The 12882-nt window shown below is 72.5% G+C and carries 10 protein-coding genes; 2 read left to right on the plus strand and 8 right to left on the minus strand.

Translation table 11 applies throughout. From position 1 onward, the window contains the following. Positions 1 to 8 precede the first annotated feature (8 nt). The 6 genes from ACFYOH_RS07530 to leuA all read right to left on the minus strand — a co-directional run bounded on the left by ACFYOH_RS07530 (position 9) and on the right by leuA (position 8171). A complete protein-coding gene (locus ACFYOH_RS07530) occupies positions 9 to 1184 on the minus strand; it encodes an exo-alpha-sialidase (RefSeq protein ID WP_388622139.1) in 1176 nt (391 codons plus the stop codon). Further along, a complete protein-coding gene (locus ACFYOH_RS07535) occupies positions 1181 to 1846 on the minus strand; it encodes a response regulator (protein WP_388622141.1) in 666 nt (221 codons plus the stop codon). Before ACFYOH_RS07535 ends, ACFYOH_RS07530 begins: the two co-directional genes overlap by 4 nt. Further along, positions 1843 to 3051: a sensor histidine kinase gene (locus ACFYOH_RS07540; protein WP_388622143.1), complete on the minus strand. Its 1209-nt coding sequence runs from the start codon at positions 3049 to 3051 to the stop codon at positions 1843 to 1845. Before ACFYOH_RS07540 ends, ACFYOH_RS07535 begins: the two co-directional genes overlap by 4 nt. Positions 3052 to 3066: 15 nt before the next feature. Further along, on the minus strand, positions 3067 to 5136 hold the full coding sequence (locus ACFYOH_RS07545; protein ID WP_388622145.1) for an MMPL family transporter: 2070 nt from the start codon (positions 5134 to 5136) through the stop codon (positions 3067 to 3069). 433 nt (positions 5137 to 5569) lie between these two features. Continuing rightward, a complete protein-coding gene (locus ACFYOH_RS07550; RefSeq protein WP_388622147.1) occupies positions 5570 to 6265 on the minus strand; it encodes a TerB family tellurite resistance protein in 696 nt (231 codons plus the stop codon). Between the two features lie 184 nt (positions 6266 to 6449). After that, on the minus strand, positions 6450 to 8171 hold the full coding sequence (gene leuA, locus ACFYOH_RS07555; protein ID WP_388622149.1) for a 2-isopropylmalate synthase: 1722 nt from the start codon (positions 8169 to 8171) through the stop codon (positions 6450 to 6452). Between the two features lie 348 nt (positions 8172 to 8519). Here leuA and ACFYOH_RS07560 point away from each other — a divergent pair, with 348 nt between their 5' ends. Then, on the plus strand, positions 8520 to 9590 hold the full coding sequence (locus tag ACFYOH_RS07560; protein WP_388622151.1) for a M4 family metallopeptidase: 1071 nt from the start codon (positions 8520 to 8522) through the stop codon (positions 9588 to 9590). 18 nt (positions 9591 to 9608) lie between these two features. Beyond that, positions 9609 to 9875 (plus strand): protealysin inhibitor emfourin, encoded by a 267-nt coding sequence (locus ACFYOH_RS07565; RefSeq protein WP_388622153.1) that lies wholly within the window; start codon positions 9609 to 9611, stop codon positions 9873 to 9875. On the opposite strand, the gene ACFYOH_RS07570 is transcribed toward ACFYOH_RS07565, so the two are convergent. Together ACFYOH_RS07570 and ACFYOH_RS07575 are read right to left on the minus strand one after the other, a co-directional pair. Then, on the minus strand, positions 9872 to 10711 hold the full coding sequence (locus ACFYOH_RS07570; protein WP_388622155.1) for a hypothetical protein: 840 nt from the start codon (positions 10709 to 10711) through the stop codon (positions 9872 to 9874). The genes ACFYOH_RS07565 and ACFYOH_RS07570 overlap by 4 nt on opposite strands. Beyond that, positions 10708 to 12825, minus strand: coding sequence for a polysaccharide deacetylase family protein (locus ACFYOH_RS07575; RefSeq protein ID WP_388622157.1), 2118 nt, complete (start codon positions 12823 to 12825; stop codon positions 10708 to 10710). The genes ACFYOH_RS07570 and ACFYOH_RS07575 overlap by 4 nt, the downstream gene beginning before the upstream one ends. Positions 12826 to 12882 lie beyond the last annotated feature (57 nt).

A 12882-nucleotide genomic window follows, 5' to 3' on the forward strand; every position in this document is an offset into this window, starting at 1 on the left:
ACAGGGCCTCAGGGCAGGGTCAGTCTGCGGAACTCCACGGTGTCGTAGCTGTGGATGGTGCCCGTTTCATACAGGACGCCGACCGTGTCGCGCCCGAGCTGGACCAGGTCGGAGTAGGCGGCCGGGCGGTCCGAGAGGGTGCGGAGCCTGGTGAAGGTGCGGCCGCTGTCCGTGCTGGACCAGAGTGCCAGGGCGCGGCGGGCGGTCGGTACGGACGGGGCCGAGAACAGCAACGGGGCTTGACGGCCTTGGAGCTGGAGGACGCTGCCCTGGACGACCGGTACGTCGGTCAGGGTGGGCTGGGCGGCGTAGGGGCGGTCCAGGGTGGTGCCGCCGTCGCCGGAGTAGGTGTCGAGGCGGTTGCCGGGGGCGGTGCCGTACTGATCGCGGGCGTTGAAGTAGAGCCTGCCGTCCGGGAGTTGGGTGGCAGTCGTCTCGTTGACGTTGGTCACGCCGTCGTGGGCTTCGGTCACGAAGCCGAGCCGCCAGGTGCGGCCGCCGTCGTCGCTGTAGAGTGCGTGCCCGCCGTCGTACCGGGAGCCGGGGCCCAAGGACGTGGCGGGCGCGGCGACGGTGTGGTTGGCGGGGACGAGCAGACGGCCGGCGTGCGGGCCCCGGGTGAGGGCGACGGCGTGGCCGGGACCGGTGGCGTACCAACGCCAGCCGGGCCGCTTCACCTGGGCCGTGATGTCCGCCGGAGGTGTGAAGTGCCGGCCGTCGTCCCAGCTGTGCTGCACGAACACCCGGCGTTCCCCCACCCCGCGCCGGATCTGCTCCTCCGCCGCCTTCCCGCTGTTGGCGCAGGTCACCAGGACGACGGCACCGGTGAGCGGGTCCACGACCGGCGCCGGGTTGCCCCGGGTGTCCCCGTGTCCGGCGGTCACGACCGTCAGCGGGCCCCAGGTGCAGCCGCCGTCGGTGGAGCGGCGCAGGACGATATCGATGTCACCGGTGTCACCGACGCCGTCCCGCCGCCCCTCGGCGAAGGCCAGCACGGTGCCATGCCCGGTCTGCACGATCGCGGGGATCCGGTAGGCGGCGTAGCCGCCGCGGCCGGCGACGTACGGCACCGAGGAGACGCAGCCGGGCAGCGCCCGCGCCGCTGCGGGGTGGGCGGGCAGGCCGGCGGTGAGCGAGGTGAGGAGCGCCAGGGCGGTGAACAGGGTGCGGCTCTTCGGTGTCACCCACCCATGCTCCCCGGAATCACCAGTCCTGACTCGTAGCCGACGATCACCAGCTGGGCCCGGTCCCGGGCGCCGAGCTTGCCCATGATCCGGCTGACATGGGTCTTGGCGGTGAGCGGGCTGAGGCCCAATACCTCGGCGATCTCGGCATTGTTGAGGCCGCGCGCGACCAGGGTCAGCACCTCCCGCTCCCGGTCCGAAAGGCACTCGGGGCCACCGGTCACGGGCGCCGAAGGGCTGCGCAGGAACCGCTCGATCAGGCGTGCCGTGGGCCCCGGCGAGAGCAGTGCCTCGCCCGCCGCGACCGTGCGGATCGCGTCGAGGAGGTCGGCCGGACGGGTGTCCTTCACCAGGAATCCGGAGGCACCGGCGCGCAGCGCCTCCACCACGTGCTCGTCGGTGTCGTAGGTGGTGAGCACCAGGACCCTGACCCCGGCGAGGTCCTCGTCGGCGGCGATCAGCCGGGTCGCCTCGATGCCGTCCAGACCGGGCATGCGGATGTCCATCAGGACGACGTCGGCGCGCTCGGCGCGGGCCAGGTCGACGGCCTCGCGCCCGGTGCCGGCCTGCCCGACGACCGCCATGTCCGGCGCCGACTCCACGAGCATCGCGAATGCGGCCCGCACCAGGGTCTGGTCGTCGGCGAGCAGTACCCGGATCATCTCCGCTCCCCCGGTCCCAGCGGCAGTACGGCGCTCACCTCGAAGCCCCGGCCGTCGGCCCGCGGTCCGGCGTCGACCGTGCCGCCGACGCTGCGGGCCCGCTCCCGCATCCCGACGAGCCCGAACCCGGGCGGACCGTCACCGGCGTCGCCCAGCCCGTCGTCGGTGACCCGCACGCGCAGGCCGCCCTCCTCGTGGTGCACGCCCACGCGCACGGTCAGGTCGGCCCGGCCGCCGTGCCGTACCGCGTTGGTGAGCGCCTCCTGCACGATCCGGTAGGCGGCGGCGCCGACGGCGGGCGGTACCCCGTCGGCGCGCACGGCCAGCTCCACCCGGGCCCCCGCCGACTTCGCCAGTTCGGCGAGGCCGTCGAGGCCGGGCAGCGGGCCGCGGGCGTCCGGGGCGCCGGGGTCGCGCAGCACCTCCAGGGTCGTACGGAGTTCTCCGCGGGCCGTGCGGCAGGTCTCGGCGATGTCGTCGAGGGCCTTCGCGACGGCCGTGCGGTCCAGGCGCTCGGGGTCGGCCGCCAGGACGTGCGCGGCGACCGAGGTCTGCACTCCGATGAGGGTGATGGTGTGGGCGAGCAGGTCGTGCAGGTCGCGGGCGATGCGCAGGCGTTCCTCGGCGACCCGGCGGCGGGCCTCCTCCTCGCGGGTGCGTTCGGCGCGTTCGGCGCGTTCCACGGCCGCGGCGGCGTTCTCCCGGTGGACGCGGAGGTAGCCGCCGAGGACGAGCATGGAGACGATCCAGCCGGTGATCTGGAAGCTCACCTGGACCCCGGCCATGCCGTGACGGATCTTCAGGAGCAGCATCAGCGTGACGACGGCGGCGCCGATGAAGGCCGTGCGCCGGGGGCCGTGGGTCACCGCCACCGTGTAGAGGACGACCATCGAGGCGGCGGTGGGCGCCGAGTGGTTGTAGTCCAGCTGGTGGTAGGTCGCGATCAGCGTGATCATGACCGCCAGCACGGTGAGCGGGGCCCGTCGGCGCCAGGCCAGCGGCACGTGCAGGCCGAGCAGCAGGGCCCAGCCGAGCGCGTCCGGGTGCCGGCCGCTGCCGACGGTGACGGCGATGGCGGAGGCGAGCGCGGCGAGCGCGGCGGCCAGGAGGGCGTCCTGCCGCAGGGGATCCAGGGCCGCGAGGGTCCGGCCGGGCCGGGACGCGGTGATGGTTGCCTGCACGGGGTTCGTGACGGTTGCCTGCACGGGATTCATCTTCCGCTACGCGCTCACCGGCTCCGGCGTGCGGTCGGCGTCCGGCGCCGGGCGGGACAGCCGGCCCGGCCACCACACCCTGCGCCCGAGCGCCACGCTCGCGCTGGTCACCAGGTAGGTGCGGACGAGGAAGGTGTCCAGCAGGACGCCGACGGCGATGACGAAGCCCAGCTCGACCAGCGGCACCAGGCCCATGTTGGTCAGCACCGCGAAGGTGGCCGCGAGCACCAGTCCGGCGGAGGCGATGACCCCGCCGGTGGTGCGCAGGGCGGTGAGGGCGGCTGCCGCCGGTTCGGCGCCCTTGATCGATTCCTCCCGCATCCGGTGCATCAGGAAGATGCCGTAGTCGACGCCGAGGGCGACCAGGAAGACGAAGGACAGCAGGCCGAGGCCGGGGTCGGTGCCGGGGAAGCCGAACAGGGGCCCGAAGACGAGCCCGCCGAGGCCGAGGGCGGCGCCCCACACGGCGACGACGGCGGCGACGAGAAGCAGCGGTGCGACCAGGGAGCGCAGCAGGACGACCAGGATCAGCAGCACGGACAGGAGCACGATCGGGACGACCACCAGGCGGTCGCGGGCGCTTGTGTCCTTCAGGTCGAGTTGCTGGGCGCTGGGCCCGCCGACGTGGGAGCCGGGCAGCCGGTGCCGGAGCGCCTCGATGGTGGCGGTCTCGGCGGCGGACTGGGGCGGGGCGGAGGCGGTCACGGTGATCTCGGTCCAGCCTCCGCCGGTACGGACCTCGCGGGCGTCCGCCACTCCCTCGGTGCCCTTGACGGCGGCGAGGGTGGCGTCGGCCCGCCGGGCCGGGGTCATGATCTCGATGGGCTGCGCGGACCGCTCCGGGTAGGCCTTGGCGACGGTTTCCATGGCGGTCACGGACTCGGGCCGGTCCACGAAGGTGTCCAGTTGCTTGATCGCGCCGGGCAGGTTCAGGGTGCCCAGCGCGAGCGCGCCGAGCAGGACGGCGCCGGAGGCGAGGACGGTCAGCGGGCGGCGCCCGGCGGAGGAGCCCATCGCCGCGAACAGGGACCGGCGGACCTTGGGCTCGCTGCCGTACGCCGGGACGAGCGGCCAGAAGACGGGGCGGCCGAGCAGGACGAGGACGGCGGGGAGCAGGGTGAGCATCGCGGCGAGCGCGCACAGCACGCCGACCGTGCCGAGCGGGCCCATGCCCCGGCTGGAGTTGAGGTCGGCGGCGAGCAGGCAGAGCAGACCGGCGGCGACCGTGCCGGAGGAGGCGAGGACGGCGGGCCCACAGCCGCGCAGGGCGGCGCGCATCGCGTCGTACGGGCGCTCGTGGCGCCGTAGCTCCTCGCGGTGGCGGGAGACGAGGAGCAGGGCGTAGTCGGTGCCGGCGCCGAAGACGAGGATGGTCATGATGCCGGCGCTCTGGCCGGAGACGGTGGTGCCGAAGGCCTGGTTGAGGCCGTAGGCGGCGGCGCGGGCGAGGAAGTCGGAGAGGCCGGCGACGACGAGCGGGACCAGCCACAGCAGGGGGCTGCGGTAGATGAGGATGAGCAGGATCGCGACGACGGCGACCGTGGTGTAGAGCAGGGGGCCGCCGAGCGAGGCGTACACGCCGGAGGCGTCGGTGGCGAGGGCGGCGGGACCGCCGACGCGCACGGCCAACCCGCCCTGGCCGTGGGCGACTTGGCGGACGTCGTCGACGAAGGTGTTCCCCTTGTTCTCGTCCGTGCCGGGCTCGTTGCTGGTGACGGGGTACATGAGGGTGGTGCCGTCGGCGGACGGGATGCCGTGCGGGGTGCCCCCGGTCAGCTGGTGCCGCCTGCCGATCTCGGCAACCTGGGCCTGTGCCGTGGTCCGGTCGGCGGCGGTGAGACCGGCCGGCCGGTGGTAGACGAGGACCAGCCCGGTGGTCTCGCCGCCGGGCAGCCGGTCTTCCAGCTTGGCGACCCGGGTGGAGTCGGCGGACGCCGGCAGGTAGTCGGTGGCCCGGTCGTGCTGGACGTCGCCCAGCTTGGCGGCGAACGGTCCGACGACGGCCAGCAGCACCGCCCACAGTCCGAGCACCAGCCAGGGCAGCGCCCGGCTCCTCCGTGTTTTCGCGGCCCCCATGGAAATCGGGCCTCCCCTCCGCAGTGGATGTCTGGACACGGCTTCCAGACTTCCGGCGAAAGGGGCGACGATCGTCGGACGCGGGAGCGAGTTCGGCGGTACTGCACGGGGTGACTGGGCGGCCCGGTTACTCCCCGGGGAGTACCGCCCGCACATACCAGCGCCGCACGCCCTGCGCCCCGCGCACCCCAACACCGCACGCCGAGGCACCACGGACCCACACCGCCCGCACACCATGGCCACGCCCGCCTTACGGCCCCGCGTGCAGCGCGCCCCCCGGCTTCACGGGCCCCCCGTCAGGATGGCGTGCGCGCCGCTGCCAGGAGGCGGGTCACGTCGGGGGTGCAGATGGTGAGGGCCGCGCCCACCGTGGTGAGGGCACCGCGTTCGGCTCGGGTGTACGGGCCGCGGCGCGCCAGGGCCCCCGCTGGCGTCAGGACGGCGTGCGCGCCGCTGCCAGGAGGCGGGTCACGTCGGGGGCGCAGATGGTGAGGGCCGCGCCCACCGTGGTGAGGGCGTCGCGTTCGGCGGGGGTGTAGGGGCCGTCGGCGAGGGCGATGCGGGCGGCCTGGAGGAGGAGGGACTCGCGGCCGGCGGGCGCGAGGTGCGGGGCGAGCGGGTCCAGGGCCTCGTGGAGCTCTATGGTCAGGCTGGTGCCGCACTCGGCGCCGAGGACCCGGCCGGTGTCGGCGGCGAGCGCGTCGACCAGGGCGGCCAGCTGTTCCTCCGTGCAGCCGTCGAAACCGGCCGCGCGCACGGCGCCGGCGGCCGTCTCCAGGGCCGTACGAGAGGAGGTGCCGCCCGCGGCGAGCACGGCGAGGGCGACGGTGTGCACGGCGTCGCGGAGCATCGCGGAGAAGCGGCGGGTGGTGGGATGGTCGAGGACGTCGGTGCCGTAGTGGTGGCGGCAGGCGGCGCACTCCACGACCGGGCCCGCGGTGCCGCGCGGCAGCAGGGGCACACCGAGCAGGGTGAGTCGGCGGCGGCCGGTGAGCCGCTGGTAGTTGCGGTCGCCTCCGCAGCCGGGGCAGTAGAACTCGCCGTCCCCGACCGGTGTCCACGCGGTGCGGACGCGCAGGATGTGCGCAGCCCCGGTGGCACGGCCGTCTCGTCCCCGTACTGGCAGCACGTCGCACCTCCGTAACGACGCGGCAACATCGCCGCGCTGGCGTGATGTTAGCCACATCACCAAGGCTGAGTCAGTACCCCGTAAGAGACCTTTCTGTGACCTCACCGGCCCCATGGCCGATAACAGCCGGGGCCCCGGCCGCCGTATACGGCGGCCGGGGCCCCGAAACTCCCGGTCAGCGCGGTCAGCGGGCCGCGCGGTTGACGGCCGAGACGACCGCCTTCAGCGATGCACGCGTCGTGTTCGCGTCGATGCCGATCCCCCACAGGACCTTGCCGTCGATCGCGCATTCGATGTAGGAGGCGGCCTGCGCGGAGGCGCCCTCGCTCATCGTGTGCTCCTGGTAGTCCAGCAGGCGTACGTCGATGCCGATGGACTCCAGGGCGTCGAAGAAGGCCGAGATCGGACCGTTGCCGGTACCGGTCAGGACCGTGTCCTCGCCGTCCACCGTCGCCTCGACCGTCAGGGTGTCGACCCCGTCGGTGTCCGTCGTCGACTGGCCCGTCCGGACCTGGATGCGGCCCCAGGGGTTGTCCGGGTTCGGCAGGTACTCGTCCTGGAAGACCGCCCAGATCTCCTTCGGCGTGATCTCGCCGCCCTCGGCGTCTGTCTTGGCCTGGATGAGCCTGGAGAACTCGATCTGCATCCGGCGCGGCAGGTCCAGCTTGTGGTCGTTCTTCAGGACGTAGGAGATACCGCCCTTGCCGGACTGGGAGTTGACCCGGATGACGGCCTCGTAGGAGCGGCCGACGTCCTTGGGGTCGATCGGCAGGTACGGCACCGCCCACTCGAGGTCGTCGACCGTGACCCCGCGGGCCGCCGCGTCGGCCTCCATGGCGTCGAAGCCCTTCTTGATGGCGTCCTGGTGGGAGCCGGAGAAGGACGTGTAGACCAGGTCGCCCACGTACGGGTGGCGCGGGTGGACCTCCATCTGGTTGCAGTACTCCCACGTACGACGGATCTCGTCGATGTCGGAGAAGTCGATCTGCGGGTCGACGCCCTGGGAGAACAGGTTCATGCCCAGGGTGACCAGGTCGACGTTGCCGGTGCGCTCGCCCTGCCCGAACAGGCAGCCCTCGACGCGGTCGGCGCCGGCCATCAGGGCCAGCTCGGCCGCCGCCACCGCCGTACCGCGGTCGTTGTGCGGGTGGACGGACAGGCAGATGTGCTCGCGGCGGGAGAGGTTGCGGTGCATCCACTCGAAGCGGTCCGCGTGCGTGGACGGGGTCGAACGCTCCACGGTGGCGGGCAGGTTGAGGATGATCTCGCGGCCGGGACCGGGCTGCCAGACGTCCATGACCGCCTCGCAGACCTCCAGCGCGAAGTCCAGCTCGGTGTCGGTGAAGATCTCCGGGCTGTACTGGTAGCCGAACTCGGTCTCCGGGCCCAGCAGCTTCTCGGCGTACTCCATGACGAGACGGGTGCCGTCCACCGCGATCTGCTTGATGTCGTCCTTGGAGCCGCGGAAGACCACCCGGCGGAACACGGGAGCCGTCGCGTTGTACAGGTGGACGGTGGCCCGCTTGGCGCCCTTCAGGGACTCCACGGTCCGCTCGATCAGGTCCTCGCGGGCCTGGGTCAGTACGGAGATCGTGACGTCGTCCGGGATCGCGCCCTCTTCCTCGATGATGGAGCGCACGAAGTCGAAGTCGGTCTGGCCGGAGGCGGGGAAGCCGACCTCGATCTCCTTGTAGCCCATCTTCACCAGCTGGTCGAACATCCGGCGCTTGCGCTCGGGCGACATGGGGTCGATCAGGGCCTGGTTGCCGTCGCGCAGGTCGGTGGAGAGCCAGCGGGGGGCGGCGGTGATCCGCTGCTCGGGCCAGGTGCGGTCCGGGATGTCCACCTGTTCGTAGCGGCCGTACTTGTGGATCGGCATGGAACTGGGCTGCTGGCGGTTGGCCATGATGCGTGGGCTCCTCAGGGTGTCCGGATGTTCGCAGGATCCGGATGTCCGGGGTGGACGGCCGACGACGCAACGCCAGAGCTCCGCGGGGAGGGAGTCGGCCTTGTGACTACAGGCCCTCGCCGCGGCAGCTAAGAAGAAGCAGCCCGAAACGCATGATGCGTCGCAGCCTATCCGAGCCGCCCCGGACTCGGGGACGCGTTTCAGTATGCGGGACCCGGGCGGCAAAAGGGACAAAAAGTGCGCCGTACCACATTGTCACGGAGCGTGGCGTCCCCTGTCCCGGTTTTTCACCAATCATGGTGGCCAGTAGTGACATCAGTGTCACGCAGTGCGATGGTGCGGGGCATGACGACCAACGGGGGCTTCGAGCCCGTCTTCTGCACGATCGTGCCGCCGCACGTCCTCGACAGGCTCGCCCAGGCCGAGGACCCCGCGCTCTCCGGCCCGGCCCGCCGGTCCCTGGAGCACGACGCCTACCAGCGCACCAAGCGCCGCCTGACCACGGTCATCGGTGCGCCCTCCGTCGCCGCGCCCGCGGGCACCGCCGCCGACCAGCCGCACCGCACGATCTACGACGCCCACCACACCCAGGACCTGCCCGGCACGCAGATCCGCGCGGAGGGCTCCGACCCGGTCTCGGACGCCACCGTCAACCGCGCCTACGCGGGCCTCGGCGCCACCTTCGAGCTGTATCTGAAGGCATACGGCCGGCACTCCATCGACGACAACGGGCTGCCGCTGGACGCCACCGTCCACTACGACCAGAACTACGACAACGCCTTCTGGAACGGCGAGCAGATGGTGTTCGGCGACGGCGACGGCGAGATCTTCCTCGACTTCACCATCCCCGTCGACGTCATCGGCCACGAGCTGACCCACGGCGTCACCCAGCACACCGCGAACCTGGAGTACTTCGGCCAGTCCGGCGCGCTCAACGAGTCGGTCTCGGATGTCTTCGGCTCGCTGATCAAGCAGTACACCCTCGGCCAGACCGCCGCCGAGGCCGACTGGCTGATCGGCGCGGGCCTGCTCGCTCCGCACGTCCACGGCACCGCGCTGCGCTCGATGAAGGCCCCGGGCACGGCGTACGACGACCCGAACCTGGGCAAGGATCCGCAGCCGGCGACCATGGACCACTACGTCCGCACCGGCCGCGACAACGGCGGCGTGCACATCAACTCGGGCATCCCCAACCACGCCTTCTACCTGGTCGCCACGGCCATCGGCGGCAACGCCTGGGAGCGGGCCGGACAGATCTGGTACGACGTGCTCACCGGCGGCGACCTCAAGAGCGGCGCGCAGTTCACCGACTTCGCCACGCTGACGGTGAAGGCGGCGCGGGCACGGTACGGCACCGGGGACGAGCTCCAGGCCGTGCAGAAGGCGTGGGAACAGGTCGGGGTGCGGACGCTGTAGTGCTGCGACACTGAGCCCATGCGGATTCAGGTGAGGCGCACGGGCGGGTTCGCGGGCATCGAGCGCCGGGCCGAGGTGGACACCTCGGCCCGGCCCGACGCCCCCGCGTGGCACGCCCTGGCCGAACGCGTCCTCGCGTCCGGCCGGGGCACCCCGCCGGCCGGCGTCCCGGACGGCTTCCGGTACGAGATCACGGTGGACGGCCGCACGGTGTACGCGGCCGATCCCCGACTCACCGGGGAACAGCGGGAGTTGATCACGAAGGTGCTGAAGGAGGGCGCCTAGCGCACGTCGCCGCTCGCGCGGAAGCCGCGGAAGAACAGCTCCGAGTTGTCCGCCCGGATGCCCACCCCGCCCGGTGTCCACAGCCCGCCGGGGGTGCGGTCGTCGGCCCTCAGCACGGTCGTGCCGTCGATCGCCAGCTCCAGCCGGACCCCGCCGAGATGGTTCACGGCGGACGCGGTGACCTGGTGCCAGCTGCCGTAGGGGACGGCGTGGCGGGCCTCGGCCAGGGTCGCGTAGTCGCCGCCCTCGACGGCCGAGGCATCGGCGGCGGGGACCTTGCGCTTGATCACCACGGTGCCGTCGCGGCGCCGGAAGCTGAGCGCGTACAGCTCCTGCGGGCTGTGATAGCGCAGCCAGACGTGGCCGCCGTCCCAGTCCTGGGCGGGGGTGCGGGGCGTGGTCACGGGCGGCCTCAGCCGGACCCGGGTGGTCACCTCGACCGCGTCGAAATCCCGGCGCCTCGTGACCAGGCGGAAGACGGCGGAGTCGGTGGTCTCGGCGGAGTCCGGGCCGGTGAAGCCCGTGTCCGGCACCCCGGTCCAGCCCGCGCCGCGCGTGGCGAACAGCGAACCGCTGGTGACCACCCAGTCCTTCGAGCGGCGCGCGCCGGCGGCGTGCGGGTGCCGGTAGGCGTACTCGTTCGTCACCAGCCCTCCGCCGGTGAACTCCGGCGCGAAGGCGGCCACCGCGTGCCGCCCGGATCCGCGCACCACGGCGACCGCCCCGGCCGTGGCGGCCGTGGCACCGGCGGCGAGGGCGCCGGCCAGCAGGGCGCGCCGGGAAACCCGCGGACCGCCGGCCGCCCGGGGGCGACCGGGGTCCGGACCGTCCGTCACGAGCTCACCCGTGGGGTCACCTTGAGGTCGGCGACGGCGGGCCAGGAGTGCCGGGTCATGTCCCGGTAGGCGGAGTAGGCCACGCCTCCGGTCTCCGACCTGGCCATGAGGGTCATGCGCGGGGAGCCGTCCACGCTGATGACCGTCGAGGCGCCGGTCACGGTCACCGAGAGCCGGTGGGAGTCCGCCGCGGTGAGCGGCCTGGCTCCGACGAGCCGCTGGTTGTCCGCGTCGCCGGAGTAGACGTGCAGCTGGTCGCGGCCCACCTGCACGCTGATGGCCAGCGGGCTGCCCACCCGCACCCAGATCGCGCCGCTCACCCCGGCGCCGGACAGCCGCTGGACGGTGCCGGTGACGGTGTAGCCGGTCCAGCCCTGGGTCCGCTCAGGCTGGTAGGCGCCGTACGCGGAGAGGGTGCGGCCGGTGGGCTCGATCGCGGTGCGGGAGATGCGGAACGGCGCCTTGACGCCGGGGGCACTGAGCCACTGGGTGGCGGGGTTCATCAGGTCGGCCCCGGCGACGCTCTGCTGCGCGCCGCCGGAACCGCCGAAGGCGCCGGCGAGCTCCTTGACGGACAGGGCCGTGAACTTCGGCCAGGTGGCTCGGGTCCGGTTGATGCCGACCCGGATGCCGATGCCGCCGGTGATGTCGGCCGCGGCGAGGCGGGAGGTGTGGTGCAGGGTGGCCGTGCCGTCGACCTGGACGGTGGTGGTCTGCCCCCTGACCGTCACGCGCAGGCGGTGGGAGGTGGACGCGATGAGCCTGGCCTCGCCCACGTGCTTGCCGTTCACGGAGAGCACGAGGGAACCCTGGCTGACGCTGACGTCCACCGGTTCCAGGCTGCCGTGCCGGACCTGGACGCCGCCCTGGTTGGTGCCGTCACCGAGGCCGGAGACCGTGGCGTCGACCTGGTAGCCGGTCCAGTCGGCGCTGCTCATGTCCCGGTAGTCCGCGGCCACGTAGTGTGCGCTGCCGGAGGGCCGGGGCGCGTCGCCGGTGAGCGCGCCGATACCCGTCTGGCCGGTGCTGTCGTCGCGCTTCCACTGCGCCGGGTGCGACAGCGGGGCACTGTCGGCGGGGGCCACCTGTGTCCAGTGGGCGATGTCGGACATCAGGCCGTCCAGCCTACTCGAGTTGACCACTTCCAGTCGCTGCACCACGCGCGCCGAGGCGGCACGTCGGCTGGCCGTGAGCGGCCGGGGCGAGTCGTTGGTCAGCGTCGCCGCGAAGTAGCGGTTCATCACCTGCTGCAGCGTCAGTCCCGGCATGGGGAGGTTGACCTTCTCGGTCGCTTCCGAGAACGGGAAGGCGAACACCTTCGGCCTGGGCAGCCCGTTGCCGGCGAAGTCCGCGAAGGACCGCTTGAGGTCGGCGGTGACCCGGTCCTCGTACTCCTGCGGTGTCTCCAGCCGGTTCTCCTCCTTGAGCCACAGCCGGTTGGCCAGCATGGAGGCGGTGTGCCCGGCGGCGTCCACGACACCCCGCCGGTGCAGGTCGTGGGTGTGGTCCTGGAAGTCCCAGCGGCCCGAGTCGGCCATGCGCCGGATCTCCTGCCAGGACAGGTAGTACGGGCGCTGGTCGGCCCGGCCGGTGATCAGGAAGACGGTGCCGTGCATGTGGTGCCGGGCGAGGATCCGGTCGCCGTACACCCACAGGCCGTTGGGGCCGTCGTCGAAGGTGATGTACACCGAACGCGGCGGTGCCGGGCCGCCTTTGAGGTAGTCGACGAACTCGTCGGTGGTCAGGCTGCGGTACCCGGCCTGCTCCAGGGCGGCCATCTGGGCCTCGAAGGCCTTCGGGGAGACGACGTAGTCGCTCTTGTTGTAGCCGATGTCGTGGTAGGCCAGCACGACCGGTGCCGAGGTCGCGGGCAGACTCTTGATCTGCGCGTTCCAGCCGCCGGTGTGGGCGGCGGTCAGCTGCGCCGAGGCGGTGTCCACCTGGGTGCTGACGTACTTCTGGTACAGGTAGTACTGGGTCGCGGCGTAGAACGGCAGGGCGAGCACCGCCAGCGCGAGCAGCACCAGACCGGCGCGGGCGGCGTAGTGCCCCGGGCCGCGGCGCTGCTTGCGGCGTGTCGTGGCCGGCGCCGTGAAGAACTCGTCGCTGGTCACGGCAGGATGCTTCCTCTCGTCAGCACGATCAGGTACACGCCGCACACCACGGCGGAG

Origin of the sequence: Streptomyces sp. NPDC007856 (assembly GCF_042868225.1) — a bacterium.
GTDB lineage: Bacteria > Actinomycetota > Actinomycetes > Streptomycetales > Streptomycetaceae > Streptomyces.